The organism is Pararhizobium sp. DWP1-1-3, from assembly GCF_049896125.1.
Lineage (GTDB): Bacteria > Pseudomonadota > Alphaproteobacteria > Rhizobiales > Rhizobiaceae > Pararhizobium.
Window position 1 is genome coordinate 117,831 of record NZ_JAFCTR010000002.1, and the last position, 15,480, is coordinate 133,310.

Consider the following 15,480-nt stretch of genomic DNA (forward strand, 5'->3'; position numbering starts at 1 on the left):
CATGCACAACGCCGCACTCCCCTCACTGACCCGCACCATCCTGCTGAACTATTGGCGATCATCGCGGCTGACGCTTCTGACGGTCGCAGCCTGCGTCTTCCTGTCATCCATTTCAGCTGTCGCCGCCCCCTATCTCTTCTCGCGGCTCATCGACCAGCTCAACAATGACCGCTTTGCCGAAACGCTCGTAACGGGCTTTCTCGTCTATGCGCTGCTCATCGGACTCGCCAACGCGCTGCAGACCATGCTGCAATATCTTTCCTACATGAGCGCCGAAAGCCTCGGCTTTATCGCAGGCACCAGCTTTTTCGAGCGGCTGCTGAGAAAAACAACCGACTTTTTCGTCGAGCATAATCCCGCAGAAATAGAAAATGCGCGCAAGCGCGGCGAACAAGCCCTGACCACATTGGTGGAACTGGCGCTGATCGTCTTCATTCCCGGCACGACGCAGATTGTCCTGACGCTGATCCTGCTCGGCACGACAGTCAATCTCGAGCTTGTCGCCGTCGTTCTGGTCTACGGCATCTGCTTCATTGCGCTGACGAGCTTTGCCAATCGGCGCAGCCGCCCCTTTCTCGATCGGGCTATCGAGGCCGGTCAGGAAAATGCCCGCTTTGTCGGCAATTCAATCAATGCCATGGAGACGCTCCGGTATTTTGGCGCGCATCAGTGGATGCTTTCGCGGTTTTCCGCCAAGGCGCGGGAGATTTTCAACAACTGGCGCGCCTTCTGCCTGCAGAAGATCGGCTTCAGCGTCATTCAGGGGCTGGCGCTCACAGTCCAGTTTGTCATTACCTTCCTCATGCTTATGCCACGCCTGCGCGAAGGCACGCTGTCCGTCGGCGACGTGGTGCTTTTCAACGCGTTGTTGCTTCAGCTCAACCAGCCCTTCGAAATGATCGGCCACGCGCTTGATGACGTCATGCGCTCAAAAGCCTCGCTGAAACCGCTCGCCAAGCTTTGGAACTTGCCCGAGGAAACCGAGGCAGGACCAGCCGGTGCATTTGCCGTCGATACCGGTAAGGTTCAGTTCAAGGGCGTGTGCTATCGCTATCCCAACGGCCGCGGCGTCGCTGATATCAACTTTACCGCCCAGCGAGGGCGGATCACCTATCTGACGGGGGAGACGGGGTCAGGCAAATCGACGGTGTTCCGCTTGGCACTGAAATCACTGCAGCCGCAGGTTGGCAGGATCACCGTCGATGGTACGCCACTTGACGAAATCGATCGCCGCGAATGGTACCGGCATATCGGCATCGTACCGCAGGACCTGATGCTGCTCAACGAAACGCTGGCAATCAACATCACGCTTGGCCGCCCGCTCGACCGGGAACGGCTGCGGCTGGCTGCAGGGCGTGCTGCAATCCTTGATTTCATCGATGCGCTGCCGGACGGTTTCGAAACGGTCATCGGCGAACGTGGCCTAAAACTCTCCGGCGGCGAACGCCAGCGGATCGCCATCGCACGGGCGCTTTACAGCGATCCGGCAGTCCTGTTTCTCGACGAAGCGAGCTCCGCTCTCGATGCGTCAACGGAACGCGATATCATGGACCACATTCGCACGGTCTGCGACACGGTCACGGTGATTGCCATCACCCACCGCACCACCATGATCCTCCCCGGCGATCAGGTGGTCCGCATTGCAGAAGGCGCGCTGGTGGCCGATTGAAACGGGGTGCCACCTTGCCCCAAGGCTGCGGCATCGCCCGCTTGACATGCCTTCGAAAACGCCTGTAGGCTTGCTCTCATCGGTGCAAAATCAGACGGTTACGCATCGAACCACGATTTCCAGCACGGAGAATTCCCAATGCGCCGACTCATTTCTCAAGAAAATCACATTCGAAATTCTGAGAAATTGAGGAACCATGCGTATTTTGAATCTGGGTATCCTGGCCCATGTGGATGCAGGCAAGACTAGTCTTACAGAGCGGCTGCTTTTCGACGCCGGCGTGATCGACAAACTCGGCAATGTCGACGCCGGCAACACGCAGACCGACAGTCTCGAACTCGAACGGCAACGGGGTATCACCATCAGGGCCGCCGTGGTGTCGTTCACCATCGGCGATACGACCGTCAATCTCATCGATACGCCCGGGCATCCCGACTTCATCGCCGAAGTCGATCGCGTGCTTGGCCTGCTTGACGCGGCCGTAGTCGTCGTTTCGGCAGTCGAGGGCGTGCAGGCGCAGACGCGCGTGCTGGTGCGGGCGTTGCAGCGCCTTGGCGTCCCGTTCGTCTTCTTCGTCAACAAGGTCGATCGCCCCGGCGCCCGATATGAGGAGCTGCTGGATGTTCTTGGCACCCAGCTGCCGGTTCGGCCGATTGCCATGTCGGGCATCTCGGATGCGGGCAGCAAGCTTGCCCGGGTCGAAGCATATGATCTGCGAAGCGAACCACTGTTCACGGGTCTCTGCGAAACGCTGGCGGAAAACGACGATGTTCTGCTCGGCGACTATGTCCTTGCTCCCGATTGCCTGAGCCGCGAAACGCTGGCGCGGTCGCTGGCTGATCAGGTCGCAAAGGGCCTGGTGCACCCGGTGTTTGGCGGTGCTGCGACGACGGGGGTTGGCGTGCCGGCACTGATGTCGGCGGTCACCACGATGCTGCCTTGCCGCAGGCCGGACCCGGATGGTCCGGTCACCGGCACCATTTTCAAGATCGAGCGGGGATGGGGCGGCGAAAAACAGGCCTTCGTCTATCTGACATCGGGCACGATCAAATCGCGGCACTATCTGGACCTGCCCGGGGGCCAGGCACGGGTGACCGCAATTCACCTATTCGAGGCCGGCCGGATTCATAATGTTACCAGCTTTCGGGCCGGACAGATCGCCCGCGTCAGTGGCCTTAACGGCGCCCGCATCGGCGATATCGTCGGCACGGATCCGTCTTCGGCCAGCCGCGCTCACTTTGCCCCGCCGACCCTTGAAACCCGTGTGCTGGCGCAGCGTGCGTCCGACAATGCAGCACTCTGGATCGCCCTCAACCAGCTGGCCGAACAGGACCCGCTGATCAATCTTCGCAGGAACGAGGATGCGAACGACGTCTACGTCTCACTCTATGGCGAGGTGCAAAAGCAGGTCATCCAATCGACCTTGCTGACGGATTTCGATCTTGAGGCCACGTTCGAGGAAAGCACGGTCATCTGCGTCGAGAGGCTGCTGGGGAAAGGCGCCGGTCTTCAGACCATCTTCAAGGAGCCCAACCCTTTTCTCGCGACCGTCGGGCTGCGCGTCGAACCACGTCCGGAGGGTGCCGGCAACAGCTTTGCCCTGGAAGTCGACGTCGGCCAGATGCCGGCAAGTTTTTACCGGGCGGTCGAGGACACCGTGCTGGAAACGCTGAAACAGGGTGTCTTTGGCTGGCAGGTCATCGATTGCCACGTGGCGATGATGGCTGCCAAGCACAGTTCGCCATCGAGCACCGCCGCCGACTTTCGCCAGTTGACGCCGTTGGTGCTGGCTGAGGCTCTATCGGCGGCTCAAACCGTCATCTGCGAACCGGTCGATCACATCGACATCGAAGCGCCCGTCGGCGCCTTGAACGGCCTGCTTACCTTGCTTGCAAAAGCCGGTGCATCGATGACGGATACCGCGATCGCCAACGGCGGGGTGCGGCTGGAAGGCACGGTCGCGTCCGCCAAAACCCAGAGCCTTCAACAGCAGCTGCCGGGGCTGACAAGCGGCATGGGAACGATGGTCGCCACCTTCGACCATTATGCCCCGATCTCTGGCCCCCAGCGTTTGCGCCCGCGCTCAGGTCCCGATCCGTTCAACATGACGGAATATCTGCTGCGCATGCGCCGGAACTCGCTGGACCGAACTCCGGGGACAGAGAAAGGAAGCTGACGCCCGAGCAATCACGCCTAGCCACCTTCGTTGTCCGCTCAGTGCAGGGTTTGCCGCGAAAACTTCGAGTGTCGCGGCAAACTGGTCACCTTTGAAAAGCCGAACTGTTCCCGTCACGCCGCGACTGGCGTCACTTCGACGGTGAGATGCGACAGCCCGGTGAGCTTGGCGAGCTTTTCCTTGTAGAAGGCCGGCGGGTGCGGGTTTTGCGTGGCGATGGCGACGATGGCTGCATTGTGCCCCGGGCCGACCTGCCAGACATGCAGATCGGTGATCGTCTCCTGCGGCGTTTCAATCCGCTCACGGATTTCCGACTGCAGGTCGCTGACTGTGTCGGTCGCGTCGATCAGGATCAGGCCGGTCTGGCGGATCAGTCCGTAGGACCAATGGGCGATGATCAGCGCGCCGACGACACCCATGGCCGGATCGAGCCAGAGCCAGCCGTAGATGCTGCCTGCCAAAAGCGCCAGAATGGCCAGCACCGAAGTCAGCGCATCGGCCATCACATGCAGATAGGCGGAACGCAGGTTGTTGTCGGTGCCGGATTTTGCCGCAGCGTGGCCGTGATGGCTGTGGTCCCCGTGGCTGTGATGTTCGTGGCTGTGGCCGGAATGATCGTGGTGCTCGTGGCCGCCCGCAGGCTGTGCCTTTGCACCGTGCGCATGCGCCGCATGAGAGTGACCACCATGCGCATGACCAGCATGCGCATGACCGCCATGGGAATGGCCGGCGTGGGAATGGCCAAGATGCTGGTGATGGTCCTTGAGCAGGAAGGCGGAGATGAGATTGACGGCAAGGCCGGCGACCGCCACGGCAATGGCCTGCGAAAAGCTGATCTGGACGGGATTGGCGAACCGCAGCAGGCTTTCCCAGCCAATCAGCAGCGCGATCAGGGCGAGAACGATGGCGCTGGCGAAACCGGCGAGATCGCCGAGCTTGCCGGTACCGAAAGTGAAGCGCGGATTGCGCGCCTGACGCCGTGCATAGAGATAGGCGAGCGCCGTGATCAGCATGGCACCGGCATGGGTGGACATGTGCCAGCCATCGGCCACCAGCGCCATCGAGCCGTAGATATTGCCGGCGGCAATCTCCCCAACCATCATCGTTGCGGTCAGCGCGATGACCAGCCAGACACGCCGCTCGTTGCGCCGGTGGCCGGCGCCGAGAAAGACATGTTCATGAACCAGGTTTTCTATCGGCATGGAGCCATCCTCTCGATATCGGCGCATCAGGGTTTTAGCGTACGTACGTCCGCAGCACGGCGGACAGTTCATCGACGGCCCGCAGACGTTCCGCGTCGCTTTCGGCGAGCAGCACATGTTCGCGCAGGTGATCTTCCATCACCTCGCCGGTAAGCCCGTTTAGCGCACCGCGAATAGAAGAGAGCAGCTGCAGAATATCGCCACAGGGCGTCTCCACCTCAAGCGCCCGCTCGACGGCCTCGAGCTGCCCTTTCAGGCGGCGCACCCGCGCCAGCAGTTTTGTCTTTTCGCGAACGGTATGGGACATCGGCACCTCCATATAGCATAGGGGGGTATACTATATTTGTAAGAATGGAAAGGCCCTTCGGGCGACGCCGGACGCGGGAGCGAGGCGTGGCCGATCCGCCATGCCGGTGTCACGGGCACTCTTGATCATGATCTGAGCTGTGGAGACGGCGATCGACGCCGATTGTTTTTACGGCCTTGGACGGTGCGATGCGCCGCTGGAAAGGCGGCGGATTGAACAAAGCCGCCGCACAATGCCACCCTTGGAAGGTGGCTGGTTGACGAAGCGGGCACTCCCCCTCCGTCATCCTCCCCTCGGGTTAAACCCGAGGACTCGTGGGGGGATCCTGTGACCCGACGTCCGTCGGGTCGAAAGACTCTTTCAGCCCAAAGACTTGGGCTGGCTGGATCTCTGTGACGAGCACAGAGATGACGGAGTTTTCATATGATGCACGGTTTCCCAACACGATCTGTCAGCGACGTTGCCGTCAGTCCGCCGCCGCCTGCCTCACCCCACCATCGCGGCGATCAGCTTGCCAACCTCGGCAAACACCGGCTCGAGCTCCTTGGTCGGCTTCTTGCCCTCGGCGATATAGACCGAGGTCAGGATCGTATGGCCATCGGCCGGGCGCATGAAGCCGATGTCGCCGGCCTCGCCGCGGCCGCTGGTGCCGGTTTTTTCACCGATGGTCCAGCTCGTCGGAAGCCCTGCCCGCAGGCGCCGGTCGCCGGTGGTGTTGGCGACGAGCCATGCTGAAAACTGATCGCGCGACGCCGGTGACAGAACATCTTCCAGCAGCAGCTTGCCGAGCGTCTGCGTCATCGCCTTCGGCGTCGTCGTGTCGCGCGGGTCGCCGACCTTCGCTTCGTTCAGTTCTGGCTCGATGCGATCGAGACGGGTCGTCGCGTCGCCAATCGAGCGCAGCCAGTCCGTCAAACCCTTCGGACCGCCGAAACTCGCCAAAAGCAGGTTGCCGGCGGCATTGTCGCTGTAGCGTACCGTGGCATCGCAGAGTTCGCGAACCGTCATGCCGCCGCCGACATGTTTTTCGACGACCGGCGAATAGGACAGAAGGTGTTTCTTCGAAATCGGAATCCGCCGGTCGAGCTTTTCCTCGCCCTTGTCGGCACGCGCCAGAACGAAGGCGGCAGCCAGCGCCTTGAAAGTCGAGCACATGGCAAAGCGTTCGTCAGGCCGGCGCTCGAAGGACAGCTTGGTTTTCGTATCGAGGACGTAGACGCCGAGCCGGCCGCCGATTTGCTTTTCCAGCGCAGCCAGCTGTTCGTCAATGCCTTTCTCGGCGGCAAAGACCATTTTCGGGCCCAGGCCGATGCTGGGCAGGAGCAGGCCGGAGCCGATGATGAACGACCGGCGATTGAACGTGAACGACATGTGATGGGTTCTCCATGGATAACTGTACTGATGGCTTCAACGTCTTGATCGCAAAGCTAATATTAGCCATTCCTCAACCAGCTGTCGCGCCACTGGAGACGATCCGTAGACCGCGATTGTGGCCGGTCTTGGCCGGAAAAGCGGCATCCCAAAATCTTGTTTCGGCCGCAAAAATGAACGGGCACGCGATTTCCCGTTGACAATTTTCCGGAAAAGGCGACATTGCCCGCCATGATCAGGACCGCAAACATCGCCCGCTGGTATTTTACGCTGCTCCCATAGGTGCGGCTGTCTGATCTCGTTCAAACAAGCCGCCATCAGGCGGCTTTTGTTTTGGACAGCACCTGATGGCGCAAGAGCCATAAGGTGCCATGAAATGCTGCAGACGACGACCCCAACATCCCTTCTCCATCCCGCCACCCGCGCGCCGATGGTCACCATCCGCGCGGCCAAGCAGCGCGACTTGCCCGAGCTGCGCGCGCTGATCAGCGAGCTTGCCGCCCATCATGGCGATGCCGCAGCCGTCACCCCGGAAAATCTTGAGCGCGACCTGTTCGGCCGTATGCCCTGGATCACGGCCCTTGTGGCCGAGGCCGCCGGCGAGCTGATCGGTTACGCCATCCTGGTACCGCTCTACCGCGCCCAGCAGGGTGCGCGCGGCATGGAACTGCATCATCTCTATGTCCGCCCCGCCCATCGCGGCACCGGCATCGGCCGCCATCTGGTCGCCAAGGCCCGTGAACAGGCCCGCATGGCCGGCGCCACCTATCTCTCGGTCAGCGCCGCCACCGGCAATTTCCAGGCGCACCGCTTCTACGAATCGGAAAACTTCACGCCCGGCCCGGTCACCGGCATGCGGTATCTGCAGACGCTCGCCTGAGGGCGGGCGGTTTTCAAGGCAGCAGGATTATGGCGATGGGCGCGTTCCAAGGAACGCGCCTTGGCTGTCCCAAGGATGGCAACGCTGTTCAGGCCGCCTTTGCGGCCGCCGCTTTTGCCAGCACTTCGGCTGCCCATTGATTGAGACTCTTTCCCGATAGTTCGGCCGCCTTCGCCGCCTGGGCGTGCACATCCGGATCAACACGAAACATCATCTTGCCGGAATAGGATTTTTGCGGATCCTTGCCGATCTTCGCGCAAGTTTCGAGATAATCTTCGACGGCCTCATGGAATGCCGCTTTCAAATCCGCGACGGTATTGGCGTGAAAACCGATGCCATCGATAATGCCTGCAATCCGGCCGAAAAAGATCTCGTCCTCCGCGTCATAGTCGATCCGGGCTGCATAGCCCTTGTAGGACATGATGTTCATGGTGTTACTCCTATACGCAGCAGGAATCCCCGCGCCGCTCGCACCTGATAGCGTTTTGCCTCTTTCTCAGGATGAGGCCGATGGAAGCTTTCCACCTCACTTGAGAGAGTAAACCTGACGCGCGATCCACTCCCCTCAATGAGGGTGCACCCTGCAGCCACGAGCAAGCTTTCGATGTCGGCCCAATCGATCGTTCCGGAGACAGGCTCCTTGAAGATCGCGGCAAGCGTTTTCCTCTGCTTGCTATTCATGCTAGCATCCTACCGATTGATAGCACTTATTGCAAGCACTCTACTCAACCGCCGGCACCGCCTTCAAATACGCCGCGATCGCCTCGCGGTCGCTTGCCGGCAGCTTGGCGATGTTCTGCTGGACCTCGACCATCGAGCCGCCGGCGGAATCGAATTCGGGCGTGAAGCCGGTTTGGAGGTAGTTGACGATATCGCCCTCGCTCCATGAACCCATGCTTTTCGAGCCTGGCGTGATGTTGGGGATGCGGCCCTCGCCTTCCGGATTGGGCGCGCCCGCCAGCCACTCTGCTGTCTCGAAACCGCCGAGCGCATTGCGCGGCGTATGGCATTCGCCGCAATGGCCGGGGCCTTCGACGAGATATTGGCCGCGGGCGATCTTCGGGTTGCTGGTGTCAACCGTGACACGCGGCCTGTCGGTGAAGAACAGCAGTTTCCAGCCGCCGAGTGCCAGGCGGATGTTGTAGGGGAATGGCAAGTCGTGCGGCGGCGCGACATTGGCGCTCTTCGGCAGGGTTTTCAGAAAACCCCAGAGGTCGTTGATATCCTTCGGCGTCAGCCGGGCGTAGGAGCCATAGGGAAACGACGGATAGAGATGTTCGCCCTGTTTACCGACGCCACGCGTCATCGCATTGCCGAATTCGGCCAGCGTCCAGCTGCCGATGCCGGCGGTTTCATCCGGGGAGATGTTGGGGACGTGAAACGTGCCGAACGGGCTTTTCAGCGGCAATCCACCGGCCAAAACCAGCTTGGCATCGCCTTCCGATTTCGCCGCCGCATGACAGCTGGTACAGCCGCCCGCCCAGAAAATCTGCTGGCCATTGGCAAGATCCGGCTCGCCCAGCTCCTGCCAATGCGAGGTCGGCCAAGGCTCGGGTTTGGTCAGGAACCAGGCCGCACCACCGGCCAAGGCTGCAAACACGACAACCGCCGTGACCAGTTTTCGAACCCGCACACCCATCACCCGCTCCACTTGCTCATCCGGAAAACACATTTGGCGCGCCGGACCGGGCGCGCCAAACATCGCAGTTTTAGGGGGACGAGGCCCGCCGCATCACTTCTTGATGCGGTAGGCCTGATGACAGTCGCCACAACCTTTGCCGATAATGCCAAGCGCAGCACCGACGCCGGCCTGGTCTGCCGGAAGCTGGGCAAGCGCCACATCGGCGTCGGCGCCGAGCTTGGCGGCCTTGGCCTTGAAGTCGTCCATATTGTCCCAGATTTTCGGGGATGCTTCGGAATTTGCCTCTGAGCCTGCCGGAAACTGATCCGGGAATGCCTTGATATTGGTGCTGATCGTCGTCAGCGCCGTCTTGACGATCTCGGCGTCATAGGGTTTTTCGCCCTTGGCGATCCCGGCAAGCGCGCCCATCGATCCGCCGATCTGCTTCATCAGTCCTTCGCGGACCTTGACCGGATCATCCGCAGCGATGACGGCGCTTACGCCACAGCCTGCAATCGCGAATGCCGTCAGTATCATTTTCAGCTTCATACAAATCTCCAGCTCTGGCGAGACGCCGCCCGGACTGGCGAAGCGGGCTCTCTCTATCGATGCGCGGGCATGATTGCATTTTGGAGACTTGAGGGAAGTAACATTTTCTTGAAACGGATTTATTTTCAGCGCTGTAACTGCCTGATGAACAGGATTATTATACTCATATTATCAGTACGTTACCCTTGCGACACCCAGCCATGCCACGCCGTCAGCGATGCTACCGCAATCAGCACCACGCCGACCGTCTTGCCGATGATTGCCGTGGCGCGGGGGCTGGAGACGATGACATCGCGGCTGCGGCCGGCGGCGAGCGCCAGGCTGCCATAGACGGCAAGCTGTGTCAGCGAGATCATGATCGCCATGATCAAGGCCTGTGACCAGAGCGGGCCGAATTCAGGCTTCAGGAACTGCGGATAGACGGCGAGCATGAACAGATAGGCTTTTGGATTGAGGATGCTGGTCAAAGCGCCGCGGCGAAAACTCGTCCAGCGCGACAGCCGGGCGCCGGGCTCGACCGAGGCGATCGCTATGCTGCTGCGGGCAAGCGACAAGCCGATCCAGGCGATATAGGCAGCGCCTGCGAGCAGCAGCACATTGAAAAGCGCCGGCACCAGGTGCAGCAGGAAGCCGACCCCGAGTGCGGCATAGAGCGTGTGGAACACGCCGCCCGCCATGATGCCGGCGGTCGCCGTCAGGCCGGACGCCCGGCCGCCGGTCAGCGCATTGGCCATGACGAAGACCATGTCCATGCCGGGCACGATGATGATGCCGAACAGAAGCGTGAAGAAGAGCCAGAGGTTTTCCGCGTAGGTCATGTCAGTTGTCCGTTGCTCAAGAGAAAGGTGCGTTGGGCACAGCGCTGGTTTTTCAAGCGCTTGCCAACATGCTATAGCCTCACCCAACTGACAGGGTTCTGTCAGGAGCGTTTTGCCTGACGAGGAAAATTGGCCCATGCGCAAGGCATCCCGACTGTTCGAGATCATCCAGATCCTGCGGCTGGCGACGCGTCCGGTGACGGCAGCGCAGATTGCCGAAACGCTGGAGGTGACGGTCCGCTCGATCTACCGGGATATAGCAGCGCTTCAGGCGATGCGGGTGCCGATCGAGGGCGGGCGCGGCATCGGCTATATCATGCGCCCCGGCTTCGACCTGCCGCCGCTGATGTTTTCAATCGAGGAAACCGAGGCGATCGTGCTGGCCCTGGCGCTGCTCGAGCGCACCGGCGACGAGGAATTGAAGGAGGCGGCAAGGCGGGTCAACCAGAAAATCGCCGGCGCGATACCGGTGCCGTTGCGCCAGACATTGCACGCAAGGGCGCTGCATGCCTGGGGCGCCATCGCTCCCGCACCGTCCGGGCTTGATCTGGCGCTGGTGCGCCGGGCGATCCGCGACGAACGGAAACTCGCGCTCGATTACCGCGACGAATCCGGCCGTGCCAGCCAACGCACGGTCCAGCCGCTGGCGCTGATCTATTACTCCGCCACCGCCGTCGTCGTCGCCTGGTGCGAACTGCGCCAGGCCATCCGCAATTTCCGCGCCGACCGGGTGGAAAATTGCGAGGAGACGGACGGGTATTTTCGCGGTGAAGGTGATGGATTGCGGGATTTGTGGATCAAAGGATGGCAGGTAGGTGCGCCGACAATAGCTGCGCGTGAAAGCGAACGATGACCCGCTCGCGTCGGGCTGACTTCGACAAAAGGCCCTATTCGACGCCCTTGCCGCGGCCTTCTCCTCACGTTACTGACAGCCTCACACCAGGAAACCGTCCAACCGTGTCAATGAGCCGTATTTTTCGTATCGCGCTTAGGCTAACGCTGGCTGCGCTGGTCATAGGCGGCGTCCTGCTTCTGTGGAAGGCAGTAACGATTAACGCCTATATTGATCGTTGCTACGACGACTATTCGCCGGCCTATATTCAAGAGAAGATGGCTCGCACCGCCTGGTGCGCGCAAAACCAGTAGATGCGCGGCACTGGGTCAAGACTATAAATCAGCCGGTCAGTCGTCGGCTCTATCGCCCCTTCGTCGCGCCGTGCGCCGGGCCCTCTTCCTTGACTGCGCGCGGGGTTGGCGCGGTGATCGCGCCGTGGTTGGGATCGTTGACGTCCTGGCCTTTCGAGCCGTCGGCGGCCGTCGCGCGTTCATGTTCGCGGCTGTCGCTCAGTGTCTGGCGAAGGCTGGTTGCCTCGTCGATAAGGGCGGTCAGTTCCTGTTCGGACAGGCCGGAAATATCAAAAGTGGTTGCCACGGTAGCCTCCTGGGATGAATTGGACCCAGGCTAAACGCACAAGTCGGCAAATCGGCTCATTTGCCGGAAAATTTAGTCGGGGCACCGGAAAATTTAGTCGCGGCCGGCAAGACGGCGCTGCCTATGCGCCGATCCGCATCACCCGGCTCACTTCCCGTCCAAACCCTTCGATCCCGATCCGGTCGGCAAAAACCGTGACGATCGCAAAGGTGTTTTCGTCCGGCGTGTCGACCATGCCCTTGAACGTCACGAACGGGCGGCCGCCGACCTCGCCGAAATTGCCCTCATGGTTATGGCCGCAGAAATAGCCGCGGAAGCAGGAAAAACCCGTCAGCAGATCGATGATGCGCTGACTGTCCCACATGTTGTGGCTATTTTCCGGAAAGACCGGGTAGTGGCCAAGAACGAGAACGGCCTCGCCATTGGCCTGCGCCTTTTCCATGACCCGCGTCAGCCACTCAAATTGCGCCTCGCTGAGCGAGCCATTCCAGGTCTGCGCGTTGATCGCACCTCCGGCCGCAAGCGCGGCCAGCCGTTCGGCTGCCAGCGCCGTGCGCGGATCATCCGGCGCGGCGGAAAAGGTGCTGACATCGCTGCCGTCGAGCACGGCGAAGCGCCATTTTCCGACGGCAAAATCATGGTAGCGGCCGGGCATGCCGAGCCGTTCGGAAACAGCGCTCAGATGTTCCCGTGCCACCGCGAAATCATGATTGCCGAGCAGGAACAGCGTCTTGTGGCGCGACGTCTGATAGATCGGCATGATGTCGTCGAAACTGTTCCAGTCGCGATCGATGATATCGCCGAGCGTCATGACGAAATCCAGTTCCGCCGCGTTGAAAACAGTGATCGCCTCGGTGAGCTTGGCGAGGCTGCGGGCATAATGGCGGTTCATCGCCTCGTGCGGCGGGATATCGGCATATTGCGGATCGGCGATGATACCGAAGCGGAGGATGGGTGTATCGATGTCTTTTTGCATGGCGCCTGCCTAGAACCGGCTTGTAACAACTGCGTGACATTTGCCGGTCAAAAAGGGCGGCCGCAAGCGGCGAAAGGCCTTTGCCCAAACGAAAACACCCGGCGCTTTTCGGCGCCGGGTGCAAATCTGCAATCCGATGAAATGCGGCTTACGCAGCGGCTTCGTAAAGCTCGAGCACGTAATCCCAGTTGATCAGGCTGTCGACGAAGGCTTCGAGGTACTTCGGACGGGCGTTGCGGTAATCAATGTAATAGGAATGCTCCCAGACATCGACGCCGAGGATCGGCGATGCGCCATGGACCAGCGGATTTTCGCCGTTCGGGGTTTTCGAGATTTCGAGCTTGCCGCCCTTGACGGAAAGCCAGGCCCAGCCCGAACCGAACTGGCCGGTACCGGCTGCGATGAAATCGGCGCGGAACTTGTCGTAGCCGCCGAGATCCGACTTGATGGCTGCGTCGAGCTTGGCCGGCAGCTGCGTGCCGCCGCCGCCCTTTTTCATCCACTTCCAGAAATGAAGGTGGTTGTAATGCTGGCCGGCATTGTTGAACAGCGGCTGGTTGGTGCCGTAGGACTTCTTGACGACTTCTTCCAGCGACAGGCCGGAGAGACCGGCTTCTTCAGCCAGCTTGTTGCCGTTGGTCACGTAAGCCAGGTGATGCTTGTCGTGGTGATACTCGAGCGTTTCGCGCGACATGTAGGGGGCGAGCGCGTCGTAGTCGTAAGGCAGGTTCGGCAATTCGAAAGCCATGATGGTATCTCCTCTTGTTGGCGGGGTCCATGAAAGCCGGGTTGGAATTCATGAAAGAAATCTGTGAGGCGGAACATAGGGACCACCGCCGCAACAGGCAACCGCCGCCATGCCAAATTTCGCCACAGGTATGGAAAATACTTTCACCGCCGGAATGTTCCACTGGGATGGCCGGGCACAGAATGGACATGATCGTTCGACAGGGTCGTCATCCCAAATATACGCCCATAACGCAAGGAAATCAGATGTCTTTTCACCATCGCACCGCCGTGATCGCCCTTCTCGCCTTGGGCCTTTTGCCATCCGTCGCCACCGCGTCGTCGGATGATGCATGGGCCGCGATGCGGGCCGACGTCTCGGCGAAATGCCTGAAGGCGGCAGCCGGATCGATCGACAAGCCGAAGGCTGTCGTCGATCCGTTCGGCTCCGAAAGCTTCGGCCTGGCGCTGGTCAGCGGCAAGCCGAAGGGCGCCAAGGGAAAGATCACGCAGATCTGCGTCTACAACAAGCAGACCAAGACCGTGGAGCTGGGTGGCGAACTGACCGAAGCTATGCTGAAAGCCAAAGCAAAATGATATCCGGCGAATGGCGCCGTCAAAATGACACCGGGACAATCCCGGCATTGACCTCCAGCAGCCGGGCGGTCACAGCTTGCGGACATGCTTCCTCCAGCACAGAGACCCGATATGCTGTTTCATGGCCTGTCCGCCTTCCCGATCACCCCATGCGACGCGGCTGGCCGCGTCGATACCGGCGCCTTGAGCGGCCTGCTCAAGCGCATTGACACTGCGGGCGCCGATTCCATCGGTCTTTTGGGCAGCACCGGCTCCTATATGTATCTCGACCGGGCAGAAAAGCGCCGCGCCATCGAGGCGGCCGCCGATTGCCTTTCCGGCCGCATGCCGGTCATCGTCGGCGTCGGGGCATTGCGGACCGACGAGGCGGTGGCGCTTGCACAGGACGCCCGGGATGCCGGCGCACAGGGGCTTTTGCTGGCGCCGGTCTCCTACACGCCGCCCGGCGACGATGAGGTGTTCGAGCATTTTTCGGCGGTCGCTGCGGCCACGCCATTGCCGCTCTGCATCTACAACAATCCGGGCACGACGCATTTTACCATCAGCCAATCGCTGTTGTCGCGCCTCTCGGCCATCCCCAACATCGCAGCCGTCAAGAACCCGGCTCTGCCGGCCGCAGACATCACGGCAGCGCATCAGGCAACGATGTCTGCCGTTCCCGCCGGGTTTGCCGTCGGCTATAGCGGCGACTGGCTGGTTGCAGACGCGATCCTTGCAGGCGGCGTGACCTGGTACAGCGTCGTCGCCGGCATTTTGCCGGACCCGTCCGTCAAGCTGATGCGGGCGGCGCAAGCCGGTGACGGCGCTGAAGTTCAGCGCATCGACGCGCTGTTCGAGCCGCTTTGGACGCTGTTTCGCGACCTCAGCAGCTACCGCACCGTTCATGCGATCGCCAACCTCCTGGACCTCAGCCCCCACGATCCGCCGCTGCCGATCCGCCCGCTGTCGCAGGCCGACCGGGCACGGGTAAAGGAAGCGCTTGAGGTTTTGACGGCGGTCTGATGCGTGCAACAGCAAGGTGGGTGGCGAGACTCCGCGCTGCGGGGGTGTGCGCCCGCCGGTTGAAACCCTTGCCCTTGCTATCCCCGCCTCTCTGGTCAGACAGGGTTACCGCAATCCTGCACCGCCTTTTCAAGCTTAAGCAAAGCTCCTCAGG

General features: G+C 61.1%; 18 protein-coding genes. 7 read left to right on the forward strand and 11 right to left on the reverse strand.

Annotated features, from left to right (window positions below; genetic code table 11):
- The first annotated feature begins 1 nt into the window (after position 1).
- The gene (locus ACP7BS_RS05070; protein ID WP_426236653.1) at positions 2-1,669 is read left to right on the forward strand and encodes an ABC transporter ATP-binding protein; all 1,668 of its coding nucleotides are present in this window, start codon (positions 2-4) and stop codon (positions 1,667-1,669) included.
- 196 nt (positions 1,670-1,865) lie between these two features.
- Positions 1,866-3,845 carry a GTP-binding protein gene (locus ACP7BS_RS05075; protein ID WP_426236655.1) on the forward strand — a complete coding sequence of 660 codons (1,980 nt, stop codon included), beginning with the start codon at positions 1,866-1,868 and terminating at the stop codon, positions 3,843-3,845.
- A gap of 113 nt (positions 3,846-3,958) precedes the next feature.
- On the opposite strand, the gene dmeF is transcribed toward ACP7BS_RS05075, so the two are convergent.
- The 3 genes from dmeF to bla form a co-directional block, all read right to left on the reverse strand.
- Positions 3,959-5,047: a CDF family Co(II)/Ni(II) efflux transporter DmeF gene (dmeF, locus tag ACP7BS_RS05080; RefSeq protein WP_426236657.1), complete on the reverse strand. Its 1,089-nt coding sequence runs from the start codon at positions 5,045-5,047 to the stop codon at positions 3,959-3,961.
- Positions 5,048-5,081: 34 nt separating this feature from the next.
- Positions 5,082-5,354: a Ni(II)/Co(II)-sensing transcriptional repressor DmeR gene (dmeR, locus tag ACP7BS_RS05085; RefSeq protein ID WP_113242928.1), complete on the reverse strand. Its 273-nt coding sequence runs from the start codon at positions 5,352-5,354 to the stop codon at positions 5,082-5,084.
- Positions 5,355-5,840: 486 nt separating this feature from the next.
- Entirely contained in the window at positions 5,841-6,725 is an 885-nt protein-coding gene (gene bla / locus ACP7BS_RS05090; RefSeq protein ID WP_426236659.1) for a class A beta-lactamase, read from the reverse strand.
- A gap of 376 nt (positions 6,726-7,101) precedes the next feature.
- Here bla and ACP7BS_RS05095 point away from each other — a divergent pair, with 376 nt between their 5' ends.
- Positions 7,102-7,605 carry a GNAT family N-acetyltransferase gene (locus ACP7BS_RS05095; protein ID WP_426228671.1) on the forward strand — a complete coding sequence of 168 codons (504 nt, stop codon included), beginning with the start codon at positions 7,102-7,104 and terminating at the stop codon, positions 7,603-7,605.
- A gap of 88 nt (positions 7,606-7,693) precedes the next feature.
- Here ACP7BS_RS05095 and ACP7BS_RS05100 read toward each other — a convergent pair whose 3' ends face one another.
- The 5 genes from ACP7BS_RS05100 to ACP7BS_RS05120 form a co-directional block, all read right to left on the reverse strand.
- Positions 7,694-8,035 (reverse strand): type II toxin-antitoxin system HicB family antitoxin, encoded by a 342-nt coding sequence (locus ACP7BS_RS05100; protein WP_426236661.1) that lies wholly within the window; start codon positions 8,033-8,035, stop codon positions 7,694-7,696.
- Positions 8,032-8,286 carry a type II toxin-antitoxin system HicA family toxin gene (locus ACP7BS_RS05105; protein ID WP_426236663.1) on the reverse strand — a complete coding sequence of 85 codons (255 nt, stop codon included), beginning with the start codon at positions 8,284-8,286 and terminating at the stop codon, positions 8,032-8,034. The genes ACP7BS_RS05100 and ACP7BS_RS05105 overlap by 4 nt, the downstream gene beginning before the upstream one ends.
- 40 nt (positions 8,287-8,326) lie before the next feature.
- A complete protein-coding gene (locus ACP7BS_RS05110; RefSeq protein WP_426236664.1) occupies positions 8,327-9,244 on the reverse strand; it encodes a c-type cytochrome in 918 nt (305 codons plus the stop codon).
- Positions 9,245-9,337: 93 nt separating this feature from the next.
- Positions 9,338-9,775: a c-type cytochrome gene (locus tag ACP7BS_RS05115; protein WP_426236666.1), complete on the reverse strand. Its 438-nt coding sequence runs from the start codon at positions 9,773-9,775 to the stop codon at positions 9,338-9,340.
- A 179-nt stretch (positions 9,776-9,954) separates the two neighbouring features.
- Positions 9,955-10,593, reverse strand: coding sequence for a LysE family translocator (locus ACP7BS_RS05120; protein WP_426236669.1), 639 nt, complete (start codon positions 10,591-10,593; stop codon positions 9,955-9,957).
- A 136-nt stretch (positions 10,594-10,729) separates the two neighbouring features.
- On the opposite strand from ACP7BS_RS05120, the gene ACP7BS_RS05125 reads away from it, so the two are divergent.
- Together ACP7BS_RS05125 and ACP7BS_RS05130 are read left to right on the forward strand one after the other, a co-directional pair.
- A complete protein-coding gene (locus ACP7BS_RS05125) occupies positions 10,730-11,446 on the forward strand; it encodes a helix-turn-helix transcriptional regulator (protein ID WP_426236671.1) in 717 nt (238 codons plus the stop codon).
- Between the two features lie 104 nt (positions 11,447-11,550).
- On the forward strand, positions 11,551-11,739 hold the full coding sequence (locus ACP7BS_RS05130) for a hypothetical protein (protein ID WP_426236673.1): 189 nt from the start codon (positions 11,551-11,553) through the stop codon (positions 11,737-11,739).
- A 49-nt stretch (positions 11,740-11,788) separates the two neighbouring features.
- Here the strand turns inward: ACP7BS_RS05130 and ACP7BS_RS05135 are convergent, their stop codons facing one another.
- The 3 genes from ACP7BS_RS05135 to ACP7BS_RS05145 all read right to left on the reverse strand — a co-directional run bounded on the left by ACP7BS_RS05135 (position 11,789) and on the right by ACP7BS_RS05145 (position 13,749).
- A complete protein-coding gene (locus ACP7BS_RS05135) occupies positions 11,789-12,025 on the reverse strand; it encodes a hypothetical protein (RefSeq protein ID WP_426236675.1) in 237 nt (78 codons plus the stop codon).
- A gap of 121 nt (positions 12,026-12,146) precedes the next feature.
- On the reverse strand, positions 12,147-13,001 hold the full coding sequence (locus ACP7BS_RS05140; RefSeq protein WP_426236677.1) for a metallophosphoesterase: 855 nt from the start codon (positions 12,999-13,001) through the stop codon (positions 12,147-12,149).
- Positions 13,002-13,149: 148 nt separating this feature from the next.
- On the reverse strand, positions 13,150-13,749 hold the full coding sequence (locus ACP7BS_RS05145; protein ID WP_113242939.1) for a superoxide dismutase: 600 nt from the start codon (positions 13,747-13,749) through the stop codon (positions 13,150-13,152).
- A gap of 245 nt (positions 13,750-13,994) precedes the next feature.
- Here ACP7BS_RS05145 and ACP7BS_RS05150 point away from each other — a divergent pair, with 245 nt between their 5' ends.
- On the forward strand, positions 13,995-14,324 hold the full coding sequence (locus ACP7BS_RS05150; protein WP_426236679.1) for a hypothetical protein: 330 nt from the start codon (positions 13,995-13,997) through the stop codon (positions 14,322-14,324).
- A gap of 111 nt (positions 14,325-14,435) precedes the next feature.
- A complete protein-coding gene (locus ACP7BS_RS05155) occupies positions 14,436-15,326 on the forward strand; it encodes a dihydrodipicolinate synthase family protein (protein WP_426236681.1) in 891 nt (296 codons plus the stop codon).
- Positions 15,327-15,480 lie beyond the last annotated feature (154 nt).

Excerpts from the sequence above, each read along its gene's own strand:
- ACP7BS_RS05070 (WP_426236653.1), top strand. The coding sequence starts at position 2 with ATGCACAACGCCGCACTCCCCTCACTGACCCGCACCATCCTGCTGAAC.
- ACP7BS_RS05075 (WP_426236655.1), top strand. The coding sequence starts at position 1,866 with ATGCGTATTTTGAATCTGGGTATCCTGGCCCATGTGGATGCAGGCAAG.
- dmeF (WP_426236657.1), bottom strand. The coding sequence starts at position 5,047 with ATGCCGATAGAAAACCTGGTTCATGAACATGTCTTTCTCGGCGCCGGC.
- dmeR (WP_113242928.1), bottom strand. The coding sequence starts at position 5,354 with ATGTCCCATACCGTTCGCGAAAAGACAAAACTGCTGGCGCGGGTGCGC.
- bla (WP_426236659.1), bottom strand. The coding sequence starts at position 6,725 with ATGTCGTTCACGTTCAATCGCCGGTCGTTCATCATCGGCTCCGGCCTG.
- ACP7BS_RS05095 (WP_426228671.1), top strand. The coding sequence starts at position 7,102 with ATGCTGCAGACGACGACCCCAACATCCCTTCTCCATCCCGCCACCCGC.
- ACP7BS_RS05100 (WP_426236661.1), bottom strand. The coding sequence starts at position 8,035 with ATGAACATCATGTCCTACAAGGGCTATGCAGCCCGGATCGACTATGAC.
- ACP7BS_RS05105 (WP_426236663.1), bottom strand. The coding sequence starts at position 8,286 with ATGAATAGCAAGCAGAGGAAAACGCTTGCCGCGATCTTCAAGGAGCCT.
- ACP7BS_RS05110 (WP_426236664.1), bottom strand. The coding sequence starts at position 9,244 with ATGGGTGTGCGGGTTCGAAAACTGGTCACGGCGGTTGTCGTGTTTGCA.
- ACP7BS_RS05115 (WP_426236666.1), bottom strand. The coding sequence starts at position 9,775 with ATGAAGCTGAAAATGATACTGACGGCATTCGCGATTGCAGGCTGTGGC.
- ACP7BS_RS05120 (WP_426236669.1), bottom strand. The coding sequence starts at position 10,593 with ATGACCTACGCGGAAAACCTCTGGCTCTTCTTCACGCTTCTGTTCGGC.
- ACP7BS_RS05125 (WP_426236671.1), top strand. The coding sequence starts at position 10,730 with ATGCGCAAGGCATCCCGACTGTTCGAGATCATCCAGATCCTGCGGCTG.
- ACP7BS_RS05140 (WP_426236677.1), bottom strand. The coding sequence starts at position 13,001 with ATGCAAAAAGACATCGATACACCCATCCTCCGCTTCGGTATCATCGCC.
- ACP7BS_RS05145 (WP_113242939.1), bottom strand. The coding sequence starts at position 13,749 with ATGGCTTTCGAATTGCCGAACCTGCCTTACGACTACGACGCGCTCGCC.
- ACP7BS_RS05150 (WP_426236679.1), top strand. The coding sequence starts at position 13,995 with ATGTCTTTTCACCATCGCACCGCCGTGATCGCCCTTCTCGCCTTGGGC.
- ACP7BS_RS05155 (WP_426236681.1), top strand. The coding sequence starts at position 14,436 with ATGCTGTTTCATGGCCTGTCCGCCTTCCCGATCACCCCATGCGACGCG.